General features: G+C 73.1%; 16 protein-coding genes. 13 read left to right on the top strand and 3 right to left on the bottom strand.

The window, feature by feature from the left end; translation table 11 throughout:
* Nucleotides 1-48: 48 nt before the first annotated feature.
* On the top strand, nt 49-2,244 hold the full coding sequence (locus ACZ6BB_RS13565) for a primosomal protein N' (protein WP_471615403.1): 2,196 nt from the start codon (nt 49-51) through the stop codon (nt 2,242-2,244).
* Between the two features lie 85 nt (nt 2,245-2,329).
* On the opposite strand, the gene ACZ6BB_RS13560 is transcribed toward ACZ6BB_RS13565, so the two are convergent.
* Nucleotides 2,330-2,908: a hypothetical protein gene (locus ACZ6BB_RS13560; protein ID WP_471615402.1), complete on the bottom strand. Its 579-nt coding sequence runs from the start codon at nt 2,906-2,908 to the stop codon at nt 2,330-2,332.
* A 336-nt stretch (nt 2,909-3,244) separates the two neighbouring features.
* Here ACZ6BB_RS13560 and fmt point away from each other — a divergent pair, with 336 nt between their 5' ends.
* Together fmt and ACZ6BB_RS13550 are read left to right on the top strand one after the other, a co-directional pair.
* Entirely contained in the window at nt 3,245-4,177 is a 933-nt protein-coding gene (gene fmt, locus ACZ6BB_RS13555) for a methionyl-tRNA formyltransferase (protein ID WP_471615401.1), read from the top strand.
* Nucleotides 4,178-4,310: 133 nt separating this feature from the next.
* Nucleotides 4,311-5,741, top strand: a complete 1,431-nt coding sequence (locus ACZ6BB_RS13550) for an RsmB/NOP family class I SAM-dependent RNA methyltransferase (protein ID WP_471615400.1) — start codon at nt 4,311-4,313, stop codon at nt 5,739-5,741.
* 12 nt (nt 5,742-5,753) lie between these two features.
* On the opposite strand, the gene ACZ6BB_RS13545 is transcribed toward ACZ6BB_RS13550, so the two are convergent.
* Nucleotides 5,754-7,928 (bottom strand): MMPL family transporter, encoded by a 2,175-nt coding sequence (locus tag ACZ6BB_RS13545; protein ID WP_471615399.1) that lies wholly within the window; start codon nt 7,926-7,928, stop codon nt 5,754-5,756.
* A 161-nt stretch (nt 7,929-8,089) separates the two neighbouring features.
* Here ACZ6BB_RS13545 and rpe point away from each other — a divergent pair, with 161 nt between their 5' ends.
* The 5 genes from rpe to ACZ6BB_RS13520 all read left to right on the top strand — a co-directional run bounded on the left by rpe (nt 8,090) and on the right by ACZ6BB_RS13520 (nt 14,173).
* A complete protein-coding gene (gene rpe, locus ACZ6BB_RS13540) occupies nt 8,090-8,776 on the top strand; it encodes a ribulose-phosphate 3-epimerase (RefSeq protein WP_471615398.1) in 687 nt (228 codons plus the stop codon).
* A gap of 137 nt (nt 8,777-8,913) precedes the next feature.
* A complete protein-coding gene (locus tag ACZ6BB_RS13535) occupies nt 8,914-9,957 on the top strand; it encodes a sugar-binding transcriptional regulator (protein ID WP_013005049.1) in 1,044 nt (347 codons plus the stop codon).
* Between the two features lie 361 nt (nt 9,958-10,318).
* Entirely contained in the window at nt 10,319-11,764 is a 1,446-nt protein-coding gene (locus tag ACZ6BB_RS13530) for a GuaB1 family IMP dehydrogenase-related protein (protein WP_471615397.1), read from the top strand.
* A 425-nt stretch (nt 11,765-12,189) separates the two neighbouring features.
* Nucleotides 12,190-13,710, top strand: coding sequence for an amino acid permease (locus tag ACZ6BB_RS13525; protein WP_471615396.1), 1,521 nt, complete (start codon nt 12,190-12,192; stop codon nt 13,708-13,710).
* Between the two features lie 10 nt (nt 13,711-13,720).
* Entirely contained in the window at nt 13,721-14,173 is a 453-nt protein-coding gene (locus tag ACZ6BB_RS13520; protein ID WP_059083342.1) for an Lrp/AsnC family transcriptional regulator, read from the top strand.
* A gap of 18 nt (nt 14,174-14,191) precedes the next feature.
* Here ACZ6BB_RS13520 and ACZ6BB_RS13515 read toward each other — a convergent pair whose 3' ends face one another.
* Nucleotides 14,192-14,935 carry a GntR family transcriptional regulator gene (locus ACZ6BB_RS13515; protein ID WP_471615395.1) on the bottom strand — a complete coding sequence of 248 codons (744 nt, stop codon included), beginning with the start codon at nt 14,933-14,935 and terminating at the stop codon, nt 14,192-14,194.
* A 228-nt stretch (nt 14,936-15,163) separates the two neighbouring features.
* Between ACZ6BB_RS13515 and ACZ6BB_RS13510 the strand changes: the two genes are divergently transcribed.
* From ACZ6BB_RS13510 to ACZ6BB_RS13490, 5 genes are all read left to right on the top strand, one after another.
* The gene (locus tag ACZ6BB_RS13510; RefSeq protein WP_471615394.1) at nt 15,164-16,318 is read left to right on the top strand and encodes an ABC transporter substrate-binding protein; all 1,155 of its coding nucleotides are present in this window, start codon (nt 15,164-15,166) and stop codon (nt 16,316-16,318) included.
* Nucleotides 16,315-17,217, top strand: coding sequence for an ABC transporter permease (locus ACZ6BB_RS13505; RefSeq protein ID WP_471615393.1), 903 nt, complete (start codon nt 16,315-16,317; stop codon nt 17,215-17,217). Before ACZ6BB_RS13510 ends, ACZ6BB_RS13505 begins: the two co-directional genes overlap by 4 nt.
* Nucleotides 17,205-18,053 carry an ABC transporter permease gene (locus tag ACZ6BB_RS13500; protein ID WP_471615392.1) on the top strand — a complete coding sequence of 283 codons (849 nt, stop codon included), beginning with the start codon at nt 17,205-17,207 and terminating at the stop codon, nt 18,051-18,053. The genes ACZ6BB_RS13505 and ACZ6BB_RS13500 overlap by 13 nt, the downstream gene beginning before the upstream one ends.
* 3 nt (nt 18,054-18,056) lie before the next feature.
* The gene (locus ACZ6BB_RS13495; protein WP_471615391.1) at nt 18,057-19,130 is read left to right on the top strand and encodes an ABC transporter ATP-binding protein; all 1,074 of its coding nucleotides are present in this window, start codon (nt 18,057-18,059) and stop codon (nt 19,128-19,130) included.
* 62 nt (nt 19,131-19,192) lie between these two features.
* The gene (locus tag ACZ6BB_RS13490; RefSeq protein ID WP_471615390.1) at nt 19,193-20,662 is read left to right on the top strand and encodes an HAD-IA family hydrolase; all 1,470 of its coding nucleotides are present in this window, start codon (nt 19,193-19,195) and stop codon (nt 20,660-20,662) included.
* Nucleotides 20,663-20,691: the final 29 nt, after the last annotated feature.

Below are 20,691 nucleotides of genomic sequence, written 5' to 3'. Positions count from 1 at the left end.
CGATCGTGGGCGGCGCCGGTTGTCAGTGGCGTTTGGAAGAATGCGGATGTGAGCGGCGAGGACGGGACGAGGGGCGGCGGCGCGGCGGGGGACGCGGGGCCGGAGCAGCTCGCGCTGGTCCGGGAGGCCGTGCGCAAGGCCAAGGCGCCGCGCGCCAAGCCGCGGACCTGGCGGGGCGCGGCGCTGGCGAAGGAGCTGCCCGTCGCCCGTGTGCTGGTCGACAAGGGAGTGCTGCATCTCGACCGGTACTTCGACTACGCGGTGCCGGAGGAGCTGGACGAGGTCGCCCGGCCCGGGGTCCGGGTCCGGGTGAGGTTCGGGGCCGGGGGGCGCAATGTCCGGGAAGGGCGGCGTGAGGGCGGCTCGCTGATCGACGGGTTCCTCGTCGAGCGGGTCGCCGAGTCGGACTATCCCGGGGCCCTGGCCGCGCTCGCCCAGGTCGTCTCCCCGGAGCCGGTGCTGAGCCCGGAGCTGCTGGGGCTCGCACGGGCCGTGGCGGACCGGTACGCGGGAAGCCTCGCGGACGTGCTGCAGCTGGCCGTCCCGCCTCGGCACGCCCGGGCCGAGGCGGTGGAGTCGGGCGAACCGCCAGGGCCCCCGGCCGCGCCCGAACCCGGGACGTGGGCGCGGTACGAGCGAGGCGCGGAGTTTCTCCGGTCCCTGGCGGGCGGGGGCGCGCCCCGGGCGGTGTGGACCGCGCTGCCGGGGCCGGAGTGGGCCGAGGAGATCGCCCGGGCCGTGCAGGCGACGCTGGCCTCCGGGCGGGGGGCGCTCGTCGTCGTACCGGCGGGGCGGCCCGCGGCTCGGGTGGACGAGGCGCTCGGGGCGCTGCTGGGGGAGGGGCGGCACGCGCTGCTGACGGCCGAGGCCGGGCAGGAGCGGCGGTACCGGGAGTGGCTGGCCGTGCGGCGGGGGGCCGTGCGGGCGGTGGTCGGGACCCGGGCGGCCATGTTCGCGCCGGTGCGCGATCTGGGGCTGGTCGTGGTCTGGGACGACGGCGACAGCGGCCACAGCGACGACAACGCTCCCTTCCCGCATGTGCGCGAGGTGCTGGAACTGCGGGCCTCACGGGACAGGTGCGCCTTTCTGCTGGGGAGCTGGAGCTGCACGGTCGAGGCCGCCCAGCTCGTCGAGAGCGGGTGGGCCGCGCCGATCGTGGCCGGGCGGGAGCAGGTGCGGGCCGCCGCGCCGCTGGTGCGGACCGTGGGGGACGGCGATCTCGCGCGGGACGAGGCGGCCCGGGCGGCCCGGCTGCCCAGCCTCGCCTGGCAGGTCGCGCGGGACGGCCTCAGGGACGGTCCCGTCCTCGTGCAGGTCCCCCGGCGGGGGTATGTGCCGCGGATGGCCTGCGCGCGGTGCCGGGAGCCCGCGCGGTGCCGGCACTGTGCGGGGCCGCTGGAGGCGCGGGACGGTGCCGGGGCCCTGGTGTGCGGGTGGTGCGGGCAGGAGGAGGCGGGCTGGCGGTGCCCCGAGTGCGGCGGCCAACGGCTTCGGGCGCAGGTCGTGGGGGCGCGGCGGACCGCCGAGGAACTGGGGCGCGCCTTTCCGGCCGTACCCGTGCGGACCTCCGGGCGGGAACAGGTGCTGGACACCGTGCCGGGGACGCCCGCGCTGGTCGTGAGTACGCCGGGGGCCGAGCCCGTCGCCGAGGGCGGGTACGCGGCCGCGCTGCTGCTCGACGGATGGGCCATGCTCGGGCGGCCCGATCTGAGGGCCGGGGAGGACGCGCTGCGGCGGTGGATCGGTGCGGCGGCGCTGGTACGGAACCAGGGGGTGGGCGGCACGGTCGTCGTGGTCGCCGAGCCGACCCTGCGGCCGGTCCAGGCGCTCGTGCGGTGGGATCCGGTGGGGCACGCGGTGCGGGAACTAGCCGAGCGGGCCGAGCTGGGGTTCCCGCCGGTCTCCCGGATGGCGGCCGTGTCCGGGACCGCCGAGGCGGTCGTCGATTTTCTGGCCGCGGTCGACCTGCCGTCGGATGCCGAGGTGCTGGGACCCGTGCCGATCGCCGGGCCGCCCTCCGGGGCCGGCGCCGCCTCAGCTGCGGGTACGGAGCCGGGGAGGGCGCGGCGGGCGGGGGCTCCGCCGCCGGGGGAGCGCTGGGAGCGGGCGCTGGTCCGGGTGCCGCCGGGGAGCGGGGCCGCGCTGGCCGCCGCGCTGAAGGGCGCTCAGGCGGCGCGGATGGCGCGTGGCGTGAGCGAGGGTGCGCGGGTGCGGATCCGGGTGGACCCGCCGGACATCGGCTGAGCGGCCCCCGGCGCGCGGCAGGTGACGTGATGCCGCGCGGCATGCTGCTGCCTCCCGGCGGGGCACCGGGAGGCAGCGGGGTCGGTCAGCCGTTGCGCGGGCCGGGGAAGGCCGTGGGTCTGACGTCCTCGCGCAGGGTGGGGCTGCCCGCTGTCGGCTGGGTCGGCATGTGCGCGGGCATCGGGGCCGGGATCGGGGCCGGCATCGAGCGGGCCGCGGGGACCGTGGGGACCGTGGGGATGCCGGAGGCGACGTTGACCGTGCGGGAGCCCTGGGGATCGCCCGTCCGCTCCGCCTCCGCGGCGGCCTGGGCGGCCGCGCGCCGGGCGCCGTAACGGCGGTGCACGGCCTGCTTGGTGACGCCGAGGGCCGAGCCCACCGCGTCCCACGAGAAACCGAGGGAACGGTCGAAGTCCACGGCGGCCGTGACCAGGGTCTCGACACTGTCCCGCAGCTCCTGGGCGAGGCGGACGGTCGGGGCGGGAGCGCGTCCGTAGACGACGAAGCCCGTGGAGGGGCCGGAGCGGCGCGGGCGGTAGACGTTGCCCAACTGGGCGGTGAGGGTGCGCAGTGCGTCCACCTGCCGGCGGACCCGCTCGATGTCCCGCACCAGCAAGTGCAGGCTGGCCCGAGCCTGGGCGTCGTGGGTTGCGTGGTCGGCCATGAACAAGCCTCTCGAACCGGCGTGAAAAGGGGCAGTGCCGCGAATGCGGCCCGTAGTGGTCAACTCTTTCTTGACCAACGCGAATTCGCTCCGCTGGTCACGGTGTGGGGGCGTGGCGGCATATGCGCGGGGCGCGCGGGCGGGGGTGCGCCCCCGCTGCCGCTGGGCCCTGGGAGTGCCCGACCACGTACCGGCTGACAGGTACGGGTCTCCCGAGGAGAGCTCGCCGTCGGCGGGTCGGATGCGGAACATAGACTGGGGCGTTGTCCCGCGTCGTCGTGTGTGCGTCGTCGTGCGGGGCGGACGAATTTCCGTGTGAGAGGCCGTCAGTCATCCATGAAGCTTGTCTTCGCTGGTACCCCAGAGGTCGCTGTTCCCGCACTGGACGCGTTGATCGCGTCGGGGAGGCATGAGGTGGCCGCGGTCGTGACGCGGCCGGACGCGCCCGCGGGGCGGGGGCGTCGGCTGTTCGCGAGCCCGGTGGCGCAGCGGGCGGAGGAGGCGGGCATCGAGGTGCTGAAGCCGGGCCGGCCGCGGGACGAGGACTTCCTCGCGCGGCTGAGGGAGATCGCGCCCGACTGCTGCCCCGTCGTCGCGTACGGTGCCCTGCTGCCCCGGGTCGCCCTCGAGGTGCCCGCCCACGGGTGGGTCAATCTGCACTTCTCCCTGCTGCCCGCCTGGCGGGGCGCCGCCCCCGTGCAGCACTCGATCATGGCAGGGGACGAGATCACCGGGGCCTCCACCTTCCTCATCGAGGAGGGGCTCGACTCCGGACCGGTGTACGGGACGGTCACCGAGGAGATCCGGCCGACGGACACGAGCGGTGATCTGCTGACCCGGCTCGCCTTCGCGGGGTCCGGGCTGCTCGCCGCCACGATGGACGGGATCGAGGACGGCACCCTCAAGGCCGTGCCGCAGCCCGCCGACGGGATCACCCTCGCGCCGAAGATCACCGTGGAGGACGCCCGGATCGACTGGGCCGCGCCCGCGCTGCGCGTCGACCGGGTCGTCCGCGGCTGCACGCCCGCACCGGGTGCCTGGACGACGTTCCGCGGCGAGCGGCTGAAGCTCGTCCAGGTGGCGCCGGTGCCCGAGCGGGCCGGTCTCGCCCCGGGCGCGCTCGACATCGGCAAGAACAGCGTCCATGTCGGGACCGGGTCGTACGCGGTGGAGCTGCTCTGGGTGCAGGCTCAGGGCAAGAAGCCGATGCGGGCCGCCGACTGGGCGCGCGGGGCGCGGATCGACGTCGGCGAGACCGTCGGCGAATGAGGCCCCCGGGCCGGCGACCGGGATCGGCGCCCACCCCCCTGTCCACGGGCCGTGCCCGGCCGACGTCCGGCGGTTCGTCCCCGCGGCGTACGCTGGGCGTGGCATCTCGACCCATATCCGGAGCACCTTTTTCGTGAGTGAGCAGTCCCGTCGTCCGGGCAAGCCGGGCAAGCCGTACCGCCGTCCTCAGAAGGACCCCGTCCGCATGCTGGCCTTCGAGGCGCTCAGGGCGGTCGACGAACGGGACGCGTACGCGAACCTCGTTCTGCCGCCGCTGCTGCGCCGGGCGCGGGAGAAGGAGGGGCCCGGCTCGTTCGACGCGCGGGACGCGGCGCTCGCGACCGAGCTGGTCTACGGGACGCTGCGCCGGCAGGGGACCTACGACGCGGTCATCGCGGAGTGCGTGGACCGGCCCCTGCGAGAGGTCGACCCGCCCGTGCTCGACGTGCTGAGCCTCGGCGCGCACCAGCTGCTGGGGACGCGGATTCCCACCCATGCCGCCGTCTCCGCCTCGGTGGACCTCGCGCGGGTCGTGCTCGGGGACGGGCGGGCCAAGTTCGTGAACGCCGTGCTGCGCAAGATCGCACAGCACGACCTCGACGGCTGGCTGGAGCGCGTCGCGCCGCCCTACGACGAGGATCCCGAGGACCACCTCGCCGTCGTGCACTCGCATCCCCGCTGGGTCGTCTCCGCGCTCTGGGACTCCCTCGGCGGCGGGCGCGCCGGCATCGAGGATCTGTTGGAGGCCGACAACGAGCGGCCCGAGGTCACCCTGGTCGCCCGGCCCGGGCGGGCCACCACCGAGGAACTGCTCCGGGAGGAGGCCGCGGTGGCGGGGCGCTGGTCCCCGTACGCCGTGCGGCTTTCCGAGGGCGGGGAGCCCGGTGCCGTGGACGCCGTACGGGAGGGCCGTGCGGGGGTGCAGGACGAGGGCAGCCAGCTCGTGGCGCTCGCTCTCGCGAACGCACCGCTGAAGGGATCCGACAAGGCGTGGCTCGACGGGTGCGCCGGTCCCGGCGGCAAGGCCGCGCTGCTCGCCGCCCTCGCCGCCGAGCGTGGGGCCGTGCTGCTCGCCTCCGAGAAGCAGCCGCACCGGGCGGGGCTGGTGGCGAAGGCGCTGCACGGCAATCCGGGCCCGTACCAGGTGATCGCCGCCGACGGCACCCGTCCGCCGTGGCGGCCCGGCGCGTTCGACCGGGTGCTGATGGACGTGCCGTGCACGGGACTGGGGGCCCTGCGGCGGCGGCCCGAGGCCCGCTGGCGGCGGCGGCCCGAGGACCTGGAGGGGTTCGCCCCGCTCCAGCGCGCACTGCTGCGGACCGCCCTGGACTCCGTACGGGTCGGCGGGGTCGTCGGCTACGCGACCTGCTCGCCCCACCTCGCGGAGACCCGCGCGGTGGTCGACGACGTGCTCAAGAGCTACGGCGGCGCGGCCGACCTGATCGACGCCCGGCCCCTGCTGGAGGGCGTGCCGGCGCTGGGCGAGGGTCCCGACGTCCAGCTGTGGCCGCATCTGCACGGGACGGACGCCATGTATCTGGCTCTCATCCGCCGGGTCGCGTAGACACCCCGTCCGTCAGCCGCCCGGCCCCGCCGCGCTGCCCGCCGGTTCCTTCGGCGGCGGCGGGGCGCCGCCGTCCTCGTGAGCCAGCCGGTGGGGCCACCACACCTTCGGGCCGACGTCCAGGAACAGGGCGGTGACCAGGACGGATCGTACGACGAAGGTGTCCAGGAGGACGCCCAGGGCCACCGCGAAGCCGATCTCGGCGAAGGCGACCATGGGGAGCGTGCCGAGGGCCGCGAAGGTGCCGGCGAGGACCAGGCCGGCCGAGGTGATCACCGCGCCGGTCGTCGCGAGACCCGTCACCACGGCCTTACGGGTGCCCTGGTGGGCGGCCTCCTCGCGGATGCGGGTGGTCAGGAAGATGTTGTAGTCGATGCCCAGGGCGACCAGGAACACGAAGACGAACAGCGGGAAGTCGGTCGACTCGCCCGCGTAGTCGAAGATGTGTCTGAAGGCGAGCGCGCTGATGCCCAGCGCGGCGGCGAAGGACAGGATCACCGTCCCGATGAGCAGGAGCGGGGCGATCAGGGCGCGGAGCAGGGCACAGAGGATCAGCAGGACCACGAGCAGCACCAACGGGATGATCAGGATGTTGTCGTGGGTCGTCGCCTCGTCCATGTCCAGCAGGGCCGCCGTGCCGCCGCCCACCTGGGCGTCGGCGTCCGGCACCTCGTGGACGGCGTCGCGGACCCGTTCCACGGTCTGCTTCGCGGCCTCGCTGTCGGCGGGATCGGACATGGTGGCCTCGAAGAGGACCTGGCCCTCGTGGGCGGGCTTCGTGCCGGGGGGCAGGCCGAGCGAGTCCGGCACGACCCCTTCCGTGTCGGCGACCACGCGGCCCACCTCCCGGGCCTGCGCCTGGTTGCTGATGATCACCAGGGGGTCGCCGCTGCCCGCCGGGAAGTAGCGTGCCGAGACCTCCTGGCCGACGATCGAGTCCGGTTTCCCGGTGAAGGCGTCCGCGTTGCCGATGCCCTCCGCGCGCAGCTGGATCAGGCCCAGCGAGCACAGGGCCAGGGCGGCAGCCGTGGCGACCCAGACCGTGCGCGGACGGCGCGAGAAACGGCGGCCCATCCGGGCCCATACACCGCTCTCGGTCGGATCGGCGGTGCCGAGGTGCGGGATGACCGGCCAGAAGATCCAGCGGCCGAAGATCACCAGCAGGGCGGGGAACAGCGTCATCATCGCCAGCAGCGCGACCGCGACACCGATGGCCGCCACCGGGCCCAGACCGCTCGTCGAGTTCATCTCGGCGGCCAGCAGCACCAGCATGCTCAGCACGACCGTCGCACCGGACGCCAGCACCGCCGGCCCCGCCCGATGCAGGGCGAGGGCCATCGCCTCGTGGCGGTCCTCGTGACGGCGCAGCTCCTCGCGGTAGCGGGCCACGAGCAGCAGGGCGTAGTCGGTGCCCGCGCCGAAGACGAGGACGGTGAGGATGCCGGCGCTCTGGCCGTTCACGGTCAGACCGGTGTGTTCCGCCAGCAGGTAGATCAGGGCCTGGGCCGTGAACAGGGCGGCGATGACCCCGATCAGGGGGACCAGGATGAGGGTCGGACTGCGGTAGGTGAGCAGCAGCATCACGATGACGACGGCCATGGCGGACATCAGCAGGGTGGAGTCGATGCCCTCGAAGGCCTCGGAGAAGTCGGCCGACGTACCGCCCGGTCCCGTGATGTGCACGGCGAGCCCGTCACCGCCCTCGGCACCCGCGTCCTCGCCGCCCTGCCCCACGGAGTCCCGGATCGAGTCGACCGCGGGTGCGATCCGCTCCCAGCCCTTCTCGTCCATCGTGATCGGGACGAGGACCTGGGCCGCCCTCGGGTCGACGGCCCGGTCGTAGACGGGCCCCCGGGTCTGGTCGCCGATGATCCCGTGAGCGGTGAGCTGCTTGAGTTCCCGTACGTCCGCCTGGATCGCCGCCCGGTCCTCGGCGGTCAGGCCGCTCTCCCGGGCGTAGACGACGACCGCCGGGATCTGTTCGGGCCGGAAGCCCTCGGAGATCTCCAGGACCTGGGTCGACTCGGCCGAGCCGGGCAGCCACGAGGCCGCGTCGTTGTCCTGGGCGTCGGTGAGTTTCGTGGCGAACGGCGCGACCACGAACAGCACCACCAGCCACAGTCCCAGCACGACCCACTTGGCCCGCCGCCCGCAGACGAGGTGCCCGATTCCCCGGTTGTCCGTCATGCCGACCTCCACAACCGCGCCCGGTGAGGGCCGCGGGACAGCGACATATGCGGCTCCGCCGCGTGGGCGCGAGCCGCCGTGGACGGCTCGCGGTCGAGATACCACCGTTCCCACCCGAGACCGATGCCCGCAACCCCCGCGGGACATGGCAGGCTTGGCCCATGGCCGCGCAGATCAACCCAAGCATCCTGTCCGCCGACTTCGCCCGTCTCGCCGACGAGGCGAAGGCGGTCGAAGGCGCCGACTGGCTCCATGTGGACGTGATGGACAACCATTTCGTGCCGAACCTCACGCTCGGTGTGCCGGTCGTAGAGTCCCTGGCCCGTGCGACGGAGACGCCGCTGGACTGTCATCTGATGATCGAGGCCCCCGATCGGTGGGCACCCCAGTACGTGGAAGCGGGTGCGGGTTCCGTCACCTTCCACGTCGAGGCGGCCGCCGCACCGGTGCGGCTCGCCCGTGAGATCCGGGCCAAGGGAGCCAGGGCCTCCATGGCCCTCAGGCCGGCCACGCCGATCGAGCCGTTCGAGGACCTGCTGCCCGAACTCGACATGGTGCTGATCATGACGGTCGAACCGGGCTTCGGAGGCCAGGCCTTTCTCGACATCATGCTCCCCAAGATCCGCCGGACCCGCGAGTTGATCAGCAAGCACGGCCTCGACCTGTGGCTCCAGGTCGACGGTGGCGTCTCCGCCTCCACCGTCGAGCGCTGCGCCGAGGCGGGCGCGGACGTCTTCGTCGCCGGTTCCGCGGTGTACGGGGCGGACGACCCGGCCGAGGCGGTGCGCGCGCTGCGGGCGCAGGCGGAGGCCGCGACGGCGACCGCGGGCTGGGCCTGCGGCCACTGAGCCGCGGGGGCACGGCCGTGCGAACGCCGAGGCGATCGTGGCACGTCGTGCGTATAGAGGGCCAAGGGAACGTGAACGACTTTCCTTCGGGCTGATCGAAAACGTCGGATCTGCAAGGATGAACGGCGTATCCATGTGTGAAGAGCAGTGAGGAGATGACCGTGTCGGGTATGTCGGCGGGCCGGTCAGCCATGCGGATGGGACCCGCTGAGCTGGTTCAGGCGGCGGCCATGGCCCGCCGTTTCTACCTAGAGGGCAAGTCGAAGATCCAGATCGCCGAGGAGTTCGGCGTGAGCCGCTTCAAGGTGGCCCGGGTCCTGGAGACCGCCCTCGAACGGGATCTCGTACGCATCGAGATCCGCGTCCCCGCGGAACTGGACGCCGAGCGGTCCGACGCGCTGCGCGCCCGCTACGGCCTGCGGCACGCCGTGGTCGTCGAGTCCCCGGCCGAGGCCGAGGAGACGACCGACCCGGAGAACCTCGGCGAGGTCGCCGCGGACCTGCTCGGCGAACTGGTGGACGAGGGCGACATCCTCGGCCTCGCCTGGGGCCGCTCCACCATCCACATGGCGGCCGCCCTGGACCGGCTGCCGCCCTGCACGGTGGTGCAGCTGACGGGGGTGTACGACGCCGGAACCGCCGAGCGCGGCTCGGTCGAGGCGGTCCGGCGGGCCGCGCAGGTGTCGGGCGGCGACGCCCATCCCATCTACGCGCCGATGCTGCTGCCCGACGCGGCCACCGCGAGCGCGCTGCGCCACCAGACCGGCATCGCGCGGGCCTTCGAGTACTTCGACAAGGTCACCGTCGCCTGTGTCTCCATCGGCTCGTGGGAGGCGGGCATCTCCACGGTGCACGACATGCTCAGCGACGAGGAGCGCGCCCACTACGCCTCCCTCGGTGTCGCCGCCGAGATGTCCGCGCACCTCTTCGACGCCGAAGGCCGCCGTGTGGGCCGGGACCTGGGCGAACGGTGCATCACGGTCAAGGCCGACCAGCTCCGCCGTATCCCCGAGGTCGTCGCGATCGCGGGCGGGCAGCGCAAGGCGGCCGCGATCGACGCGGTGCTGCGGTCGGGGCTGGTGACCAGCCTCGTCACGGACACCTCGGCGGCGGACTATCTGCTGACGGCCGGCCAGACGCCCCGGCCGGCGCTCAACCGGGCGGATCCCGACGGCGTCTGAACAGCGCCGACCGGGCGCCTCGCCGGAGCCGGGGGCGGGGCGCGCCGCCCGGTCCGGGTGCGTGCGACCGGGGGGGGTACGCGGGAGCCGATCGCGTGGCTCCGGGCGCCCCGGCACCCCAGGGGGCCCGTGATCGGCAGGGGAGCGAGGGGTGTCCGCCGGGCACCGCACCGCTTCCCGCGCCGGCGGCGGGCCGTCGGAACGTGCTCGCTCTCGGAGGATCCTCCTAGGCCGGCCACCGCCGCTCTGGACGATCCGTCGGGGTCGTTCACACCCGCCGACATGGGACAATGAGGTACGTGCTCTTCCCTCTGGCGGTCCTGTCAGGGGGTCACCTCTGATCGACCGGGATGTGCGGCACGTGCGTTTCCTCAATGACATCCAGCCTGCGTACGACCTGACGTACGACGACGTCTTCATGGTCCCGAGCCGCAGCGCCGTCGGATCGCGGCAGGGCGTGGACCTGGCCTCCCCGGACGGCACGGGCACCACCATCCCGCTCGTCGTCGCCAACATGACGGCCATCGCCGGCCGTCGCATGGCCGAGACGGTCGCCCGCCGCGGCGGCCTCGTGGTAGTCCCGCAGGACATCCCCAACGAGGTCGTCATCGACGTCATCTCCTGGGTCAAGAGCCGCCATCTCGTCCTCGACACCCCCATCGTGCTCAACCCGCACCAGACCGTCGCCGACGCGCTGGCCCTGCTGCCCAAGCGGGCGCACAACGCGGGCGTCGTCGTCGACGACGCCCTGAGGCCCGTCGGCGTCGTCACCGACGCGGACCTGACCGGCGTCGACCGCTTCACCCAGCTCGAAGTCGTCATGTCCCGGGACCTGTTGCTCCTGGACGCCGACATCGACCCGCGCGAGGCGTTCAACCGCCTCGACGCCGCCAACCGCCGGTACGCGCCCGCCGTCGACAAGGACGGCCGCCTCGCCGGCATCCTCACCCGCAAGGGCGCGCTCCGCGCCACGCTCTACACCCCCGCCGTCGACGCGCACGGCAAGCTGCGCGTCGCCGCCGCCATCGGGGTCAACGGCGACTTCGTCGGCAAGGCCAAGCAGCTGCTCGACGCGGGCGTCGACACGCTCGTCATCGACACCGCGCACGGCCACCAGGAGTCGATGATCAACGCGATCAAGCTGGTCCGCGACCTCGACCCCCGGGTGCCGATCGTGGCCGGCAACATCGTCGCCGCCGAGGGCGTGCGGGACCTGATCGAGGCCGGCGCGGACATCGTCAAGGTCGGTGTCGGCCCCGGCGCGATGTGCACCACCCGCATGATGACCGGCGTCGGGCGGCCGCAGTTCTCCGCGGTCTTGGAGTGCGCCGCCGAGGCGAAGAAGTACGGCAAGCACGTGTGGGCCGACGGGGGCGTGCGGCACCCGCGCGATGTCGCCATGGCCCTGGCGGCGGGCGCGTCCAACGTGATGATCGGGTCCTGGTTCGCCGGGACGTACGAGTCGCCGGGCGACCTGCAGCAGGACGCGAACGGGCGGCTCTACAAGGAGTCGTTCGGCATGGCGTCGGCGCGGGCGGTGCGCAACCGTACGAGCGAGGAGTCGGCCTACGACCGGGCGCGCAAGGCGCTGTTCGAGGAGGGCATCTCGACGTCGCGGATGTTCCTGGATCCGGCCCGGCCCGGGGTCGAGGACCTGATCGACTCGGTGATCGCGGGGGTGCGGTCTTCCTGCACGTACGCGGGGGCCGGGTCGCTGGAGGAGTTCGCGGAGCGGGCCGTGGTGGGGGTGCAGAGCGCTGCCGGCTATGCGGAGGGCAAGCCCCTGCACGCGAGCTGGAGCCAGTGACCCGAGTCGGAGATTCACCGCCCACCGCCGGCGGATCTCCGACTCACCTCACTGGGGGCGCCCGACCGCTCGGGGGGAGCGTCGACCGGCGGGATGCGGGTGCGGGTTCGTCGTGGGCGTTCGCGCCCACGCGGCGCAGCCGTACCTCGCGGGCAGCCCCGCGCCCCTGACCGTGGTGCCGTTCCCCCTTTCCCGACAGCGCGCGCAACGGTCCGAACGAGCTGCGCAACGAAGCTACGCGCACCCGCGAGTAACGCAATGATCTTGCGTCGGCGCGCAAGGTTGCCGCATTACGCTCGTGAAGCTCTGGCTCATAGGGTCAGGCGCTGTACGTGGCGTGGCGGGGACCTCCTGCTCGGTGGCCCCTGCTGTCCGGTGCTGTCGGTCCTCACCCGCCCTGACCGGCAGCGATGAAGGAGCCACGCGTGCTCGACCAAGGCGCACCCCCGCAGCATCAGGATCAGCCGTCCCCGCCGTCCGGTGGCGTCGGGGCGCGGCTGATGCGCCGCAAGCCCGTGGAACGCCTGGTCGCGGAGGGCGGCCAGGGTGAGGGCGGATCGCTGCGGCGGTCCCTCGGACTGTGGCAGCTGACGATGATCAGCATCGGCGCCACCCTCGGCACCGGCATCTTCGTCGTCCTCGGCGAGGCCGTGCCCAAGGCGGGGCCCGCCGTCACCCTCTCCTTCGTGATAGCCGGTCTGACCGCGCTGTTCTCCGCCCTGTCGTACGCGGAACTGGCCGGCACCATCCCGGTCTCCGGGTCCTCGTACTCGTACACGTACGCAACGATGGGCGAGCTGGTCGCCTGGGTCTGCGGCTGGTGCCTGGTGCTGGAGTACGGGGTGTCGGTGGCGGCCGTCGCGGTCGGCTGGGGCGAGTACCTCAACGAGCTGCTGGACGGGACGATCGGCGTCACCATCCCGGACGCGCTGTCCGCGCCGCCCGGTGACGGGGGCGTCTTCAACCTGCCCGCGCTGATCGTCGTCCTGCTCGCGATGGCGTTCCTGCTGGGCGGGGCCCGGGAGTCCGCACGCGCCAACACGATCATGGTCGTGGTGAAGATCGCCGCCCTGCTGCTGTTCTGCCTCATCGGTGTGCAGGGCTTCCGGTCCGGCAACTACGAGAACTTCATGCCGCTCGGCATGGCCGGGGTCAGCGCGGCCGGGGCGACGCTGTTCTTCTCGTACATCGGGTTCGACGCGGCGTCGACCGCCGGTGAGGAGGCGAAGGACGCGCAGCGCGACCTGCCGCGCGCGATCATGCTGTCGCTGCTCATCGTCACCGCGCTGTACGTGCTGGTCGCCGCCGTCGCGATCGGCGCGCGGCCCTGGAAGGCGTTCGGCGAGTCGGAGGCCGCGCTCGCCGGGATCATGAAGGACGTCACCGGCGACGCGTTCTGGGGGACGCTGCTGGCGGCCGGGGCCGTCATCGCCATCGCGAGTGTGGTGCTGACCGTGCTGTACGGGCAGACCCGGATCCTGTTCGCCATGTCCCGGGACGGGCTGATGCCCAAGGTGTTCTCCCGCGTGCACCCGAGGACCGGGACGCCACGCGTCAACACCGTGATCGTCTCGCTGTTCTGCGGTGTGCTCGCCGCCGCCATTCCGCTCGGACAGCTCGCGGACGCGACGAGCATAGGGACGCTGTTCGCGTTCGCGCTGGTCAACGTGGCCGTCGTGGTGCTGCGGCGGACCCGGCCGGACATGCCGCGGACGTTCCGTGTGCCGCTGTCGCCGGTGCTGCCCGGGCTCGGACTGGCGTTCTGCGTCTGGATGATGGGCAGCCTCGACACCGTCACCTGGGCCGTCTTCGGCGTCTGGATGGCCGCCGGGCTCGTGTTCTACTTCAGTTACGGCTACCGGCGCTCGCGTCTGGCTGCGGCCCCGGTCCCCTCGAACCCCTCGTCCCCGCCGGCTCCCCCGTCCCCGTCGACTCCAGAGAAGTGATCCACCCGCAGTGCTGAACAATCTCGACGAACGCATCGTGCACGCCCTCGCCGAGGACGCCCGCCGTTCCTTCTCCGACATCGGCCGGATCGTCGGGCTGTCCGCGCCCGCGGTCAAACGGCGGGTGGACCGGCTCCGGGCGACCGGGGCGATCACCGGCTTCACGGTCCGGGTCGACCCCGCCGCGCTCGGGTGGGAGACCGAGGGGTTCGTCGAGATCTACTGCCGGCGGAACACCTCGCCGGAGACGATCCAGCGGGGGCTGGAGCGCTATCAGGAGGTCGTCGCGGCGTCGACCGTCACCGGTGAGGCCGATGCCGTGGTGCAGGTCTTCGCCTCGGACATGCGGCACTTCGAGCGGGTGCTGGAGCGGATCGCCGGGGAGCCGTTCGTCGAGCGGACCAAGTCGGTGCTGGTGCTCTCGCCGCTGCTGCGGCGGTTCTCCTCCGGGGCGCCCGGCTGAGCGGCCCCGCCCGGCCTCTCAGGGGGCCGCGGTCTTCCTCGCCAGGGCGTTGTTCCCTATCGAGTTGTGCACACTGAAGCTCACCGCGTCCGGGCGGTAGCGGTCGTCGGACCACTCCACCGGCCGGCCCTCGCGTGTGGTGGTGACGCGCCGGACCCGCAGCAGGGGGCTCGTGCGGCGCACGGCCAGGAACTCGGCGTCCTGGGCGCCGGCGGCCACGGCGTCGATGACGTGCTCGCCGTAGGCGAAGACCAGGCCCGTGTCGTCGAGCAGGCGCTGGGTGACCGAGGGGCAGTCCGCCTCGATGGTCTCGACGGCGGGGGAGATCCAGTCGGCGTAGACCGTGCGCTCCAGCAGGACGGGCCGGCCGTCGAGCCCGCGCAGGCGCAGCACGTGCAGGACACGGGCGCCGGTGGCGACCTGGAGGCGTACGCGGTCCTCGGCGGTGGCGGTCCGGTACTCCTGGGCGATCACCCGGCCCGTCGCCTCGCGGCCCATCGCGCGCGCCCACTGGGCGAAGCTGCGCAGTTCCGCGAAGCTCTGGCTGCGGCGGCCGGCCAGGACCACGCGGCGGGCTCCCTGGCGTGAGCCGATGAGGCCCTCGGCGGTCAGGGTCGCCACCGCCTGCCGGACGGTGCCGCGCGAGACGCCGTAGCGGGCCGCGAGTTCGGTCTCCGGCGGCAGCAGACTCCCCACCGTGTGGTCCTCACGGTCGATCGCCCGCCGCAGCTCCTCGGCGATCTCCTCGTGTCGCGCCGCCATGGTCCCCCTCCGCTCGTCCTTCGCCCGCTGTGCACAGCGCGCCCAGCCTAGCGAGCGGAGCGGTGAAGCGCCGAACCCCGCCAGAGGGCAGTGGTTGTGCGGGAAAACGTGCACGAGTATTTCGCCGGAGTTTACCTGCGTGATATGAAGCGCGGACGTAATGAGGCCAACTTGTTCAGACAAGTGCTCCACCCAGATCGTCCCGCCGCGCGCACCCCTGGAGAGCTCGTGACCCTCTTCCCGACAAGAACCGCCGTGATCGGGGGCGGTCTTGCCGTCGCCGCCGCACTCACCCTCAGCGCCTGTGGCGCCGCCCCCGAGACCACGACCACCGACGACGGCGTCAACGCGACCACCGCGACCTCGGCCAAGGACTTCGGCGGCATGGACCAGCTGGTCGCGGCGGCCAAGAGGGAAGGCGAGCTCAACGCGATCGCCCTGCCCCGCGACTGGGCCAACTACGGCGCGCTGATCGACGGCTTCCAGAAGAAGTACGGGATCAAGATCGAGGTCGAGAACCCGGACGGAGCCAGCCAGGACGAGATCAACGCCGTCACCTCCCGCAAGGGACAGGACCGGGCGCCCGACGTGCTCGACCTGGGCAGCTCCTTCGCACTGAGCGCCGCCCAGCAGGGGCTGCTCGCGCCCTACCGGGTGGCCTCCTTCGCCGACATCCCCGAGGGCCAGAAGGACCCGAAGGCCCGTTGGTACAACGACTACGGCGGCTACATATCCATCGGCTGCGACGCCAAGCGCGTGAAGCAGTGCCCGCAGACCTTCGCCGACCTGCTGAAGCCGCAGTACAAGGGACAGGTCGCCCTCAACGGCAACCCCACCAAGTCCGGCTCCGCCTTCGGCGGCGTCTGGGCGGCCTCGCTGGCGAGCGGCGGATCCTTCGACGACATCCAGCCCGGCCTCGACTTCTTCGCCAAGCTGAAGAAGAACGGCAACTACACGCCCGTCGAGTCGACGCCGGCCACCGTCGAGAAGGGTGAAACGCCCATCAGTATCGACTGGGACTACCTCAACGCCGGGTACGCCGACGAGTTCAAGTCCAAGGGCGTCGACTGGAAGGTCGTCGTCCCCGAGGACGGCAAGTTCTCCCAGTACTACTCCCAGGCCATCAACAAGGACGCACCCCACCCGGCCGCCGCCCGGCTCTGGCAGGAGTACCTCTACAGCGCCGAGGGCCAGAACCTGTGGCTCGCCGGCTACGCCCGTCCCGCCCTGATGATCGCCATGGAGAAGGCGGGCACGCTGGACAAGACCGCCGCGGCCAAGCTGCCCGAGGTGTCCGGCACGCCCGAGTTCCCGACCGAGGACCAGCAGACCAAGGCCAAGGACGTGCTCGGACAGGGCTGGGCCAAGGCGGTCTCCGGGTGACCGCCGTCGCCACTGGGGCCGACCCGGCACTGGTGGCCGCCGCTTCCCCGAAGCGGCGGCCCCGCGCCGGCGGATGGCTCGCCGTGCTGCCGCTGCTGGTCTTCGTCGCGATCGCCTTCGGACTGCCGGCGCTCGCCATGCTGAACGGCGCCTTCACCGTCAAGGACCAGACGACGGGCGCCTCCTCGTACAGCACGGCGAACATGACGGCCTCCGTGCAGGGGGCCTACCTCACGGCCATGCTCGGCAGCGTGAAGCTGTCCGCCGTCTCGGCCGGCATCGCGGCCGTCCTCGGGCTGCCGCTCGCCCAGGCCGTGGTGACCTCCCGCTTCCCGGCGCTGCGCGAGGCCGTGCTCACCGCCTCCGGGGTGCTCGCCAACTTCGGCGGGGTCCCGCTCGCCTTCGCCTTCGTCGCCACCCTCGGCAACGCCGGTGTGCTGACCAGGCGGCTGGGTCTGACCGACAAGGGCTGGGACCTCTACAGCTTCTGGGGCCTGGTCATCGTCTACCTGTACTTCCTCATCCCCCTCATGGTTCTCACCATCACCCCCGCCCTCGACGGACTGCGCGTCCAGTGGCGGGAGGCCGCGCAGAACAACGGCGCCACCGGTCCGCAGTACTGGATCCATGTCGCCCTGCCCGTCCTCGCGCCCTCGCTGCTCGGCGGACTCGTGCTGCTGTTCGGCAGCGCCTTCGCCGCGTACGCCACCGCCGCGGCCATGGTGGGCAGTTCCATCCCGCTGGTCACCCTGCAGATCGCCGACGCCATCTCCGGCAACGTCCTCGTCGGCCAGGAGAACGTGGCGCTCGCCCTCAGCCTCGACATGGTCCTGATCGCCGGGCTGGTCATGGCCGTGTACCTGCCCCTGCAACGACGGAGTGCGCGATGGCTGGCCTGAACCCCGGGCGCCCGGCCCCGCGGTGCCCCGCCCTCTGGCGCCCGCTCGTCCTCGTCCTCGCCGGGCTCTACTTCCTCGTCCCGCTCGCCGCCTCCGTCGTCTTCACCGTCGACGTGCCGGGCGAGGGCATCACCTTCGACGCGTACGGCCAGATCCTCGGCACCGACGGCTTCGTGAGCAGCCTGCTGCTCTCGCTGGAGCTGGCCGCCGTGACCATCGCCGTCGTCCTGCTGCTGATGGTGCCCGCCATGGTCGCGCTGCGGCTCGGCGCGCCGAAGCTGCGGCCCGTCGTTGAGGTGGTGTGCTCCCTGCCCCTGGTGGTGCCGCCGATCGCGTTCGTCGCCGGGCTCGGCACCGTGCTCAAGTGGGGGCCCGAACACCTCTCCCGGACCCCGCTGTTCCAGACCTTCGTGGCGATCCAGAACCCCGACTTTCCCGTGGTGCTGGTCCTCGCCTACGTCGTGATGGCGCTGCCCTTCGTGTACCGGGCGCTGGACGCGGGCCTGCGCGCCATGGACGTACCCACCCTCGTGGAGGCCGCCCGCAGCTGCGGGGCGAGCTGGCCGCAGGCGCTGGTGCGGGCCGTCCTGCCCAATCTGCGCGGGGCGCTGCTCAACTCCGCGTTCCTCACCCTGGCGCTCGTGCTCGGCGAGTTCACCGTCGCCCAGCTGCTGGGCTTCCGGCCGTTCGCCGTGTGGATCGTCAACGTCAGCGGCTCGCAGGCCCAGCTCTCCGTCGCCGTCTCGGTGCTCAGCCTGCTCGTCACCTGGGCCATGCTCCTCGCGCTCGCCTCCTTCGGCGGCCGTACCCCAACCGCCTCCGCCTCCCGGGGATGAACGATGACCGTGCTTGAGAAAACAGCGACCGACACCGCCGCCACCGTCGAGTTCCGGGGCCTGCGCCGGCAGTTCGGCCCGACCGTGGCCCTCGACGGCCTCGACCTGGCCGTCCGGCCCGGGGAACTGCTCGCGCTGCTCGGCCCGTCCGGCTGCGGCAAGACCACCGCACTGCGGATGCTCGCCGGCTTCGAACACCCCGACTCCGGCGAGGTGCTCGTCGACGGGGAGGACGTCACCCGCGTCCCGGCCCACCGGCGCGACGCCGGGATGGTCTTCCAGTCGTACAGTCTCTTCCCGCACCTCAGCGCCCTCGACAACGTGGCCTTCGGGCTGCGCATGCGCAAGGTGCGTACATCCGAACGACGGTCCCGCGCGGCGGAGTTGCTCGACCTGGTGGGCCTCGCCGACAAGGGCTCCCAGTACCCCCATCAGCTCTCCGGCGGGCAGCAGCAGCGCGTCGCCCTCGCCCGGGCGCTCGCCCTGCGGCCCCGGGTGCTGCTGCTCGACGAACCGCTCTCCGCCCTCGACGCCAAGGTGCGGCTCACCCTCCGCGAGGAGATCCGCCGCCTCCAGCAGGAGCTGGGCATCACCACCCTGTTCGTGACGCACGACCAGGAGGAGGCGCTGTCCATGGCCGACCGGGTCGCCGTGATGCACGCCGGACGGCTCGAACAGTGCGCCGCCCCCGTCGAGTTGTACGGCCGTCCCGCCACCGCGTTCGTCGCCGAGTTCGTCGGCACGATGAGCCGGATCCCGGGTCGGCTGGACGGCACGACGGTCGAGGTGCTGGGCCGGAGGCTGCCCGTGGACGGGGCGGCGCCGGCCACCACGGAGGTCGACGTGCTCCTGCGGCCCGAGGCGGTCGGAGTGCGGGCGGACGACACCGGTGACGCCCGGGTGGTCGCCACCGCGTTCCTCGGCGCCGCCACCCGTCTCACCGTGCGGCTCGCCGACGGCACCGAGGTCAAGGCCGACCTGCCCACGCACGAGGCGGCCACCGTGGGCGCCGGCGCGGCCGTCACCGTGAGCCTCCCCGAGCGGCCGGTGCTGGTCGCCGCCCGAGCCACCCGCTGACCGGCCCCGCCCGGCCCCCACGGCCGGGCGACACCCCGACACCCCCACGGAAAGGGAGACCCTTGTCCCGACTGCCGCTCCAGGCCGCCCTGTTCGACATGGACGGCACGCTCGTCGACACCGAGCGGCTCTGGTGGGACGCGGTGGAGGAGGTGGCGGCCGGCCTCGGGCGCGCGCTGACCGAGGCCGACCAGCCGGACGTCCTCGGCCGTCCGGTCGAACACACCGCCGCCTGGCTCGCCCGGATCACCGGCGCACCGCCGGACCGGCTCGCCGCCGAGCTGCACCGGGAGTTCGCCGATCGCGTCCGCACCGGCATCGTGCCCCGTCCGGGCGCGCTGGAACTGCTGCGGGCCCTGGCCCGCGAGGGCGTCCCCACCGCCCTGGTCACCGCCTCCCCGCGGGCCGTCGCCGACACCGTCCTCGACGCCCTCGGCCGCGACCTGTTCGCCGTCTCCGTCACCGCCGACGACACCGAGCACACCAAGCCGGCCCCCGACCCCTACCTCGCCGCCTGCCGCGCCCTCGGTGTCGAGCCCGCCGCCTGTGTGGCGGTCGAGGACACCGGCACCGGCGTCACCTCGGCCGAGGCGGCGGGCTGCGTGGTCCTCGCCGTGCCCTCGCTCGCGCCGATCGACGAGGCCCCCGGACGGACCGTACGAGAGAGCCTGGAGTCCGTGACCCCGGCGAGCCTGCGCCGGCTGGTCGACCCCGGCGGACCCACCCTGCGCGTGATGACCTGGAACCTCTGGCACGGCGGCACCAGGGTCCGCGACCACCGCGCCAAACAGCTCAAGGTCATCACCGGGACCGGCGCCGACGTGGTCGGCCTCCAGGAGACGTACGGCACCGCCGCGCGCGAACTCGCCGACGCCCTCGGCTGGTACCACCACCAGGCGGGCGACAACCTCGGCATCATCAGCCGCCACCCGATCACGGCCCGCTTCGGAGACCCGGACGTCGGCTTCTACGGGGCGGCCGGCGTCCGCGTCCGCACCGGCTCCGGCGCCGAGGTGGACATCTGGACGGTCCACCTCGACTACAAGCCCTACGGCCCCTACGAGGCCGCCTTCGACGGGCTGGGGGCCGCCGAGCTGATCGCGCACGAGGAGGTGCGGCTCGCCCAGCTGCGGGACTGTCTGCGCCGGATCGACGGCAGCGTGCCGGTCGTCCTCGTGGGCGACTTCAACAGCCCGTCCCACCTGGACCGGCCGGACGCCGACTGGCCGGTCACCCTCGCCGCCGAGACGGCCGGCCTGCGCGACTCCTACCGGGAGGCCCACCCCGACCCCGTACGGGAGCCGGGCCACACCTGGTCACCGATCCACGTCGAGCACGAGGACGGCAGCGGCCGGCCGGAGCCCCAGGACCGCATCGACTTCGTCCTGCACCGGGGCCTCGCCGTCCTCGACTCCCGGACCTGTGTCAGCGGCACGCCCCGCCCCTGGCCGGACGTCGAGGACAACGACTGGCCCTCGGACCACGCGGCGGTGATCACCACGTTCGCGCCGGTCACGGCCGCCGGGACGTGACCCCCCGAAATCCGATGCGTCGGACGGGC

It is taken from the genome of Streptomyces sp. NPDC041108 (assembly GCF_055592645.1).
This window is presented reverse-complemented; position numbering and strand designations above follow the sequence as displayed.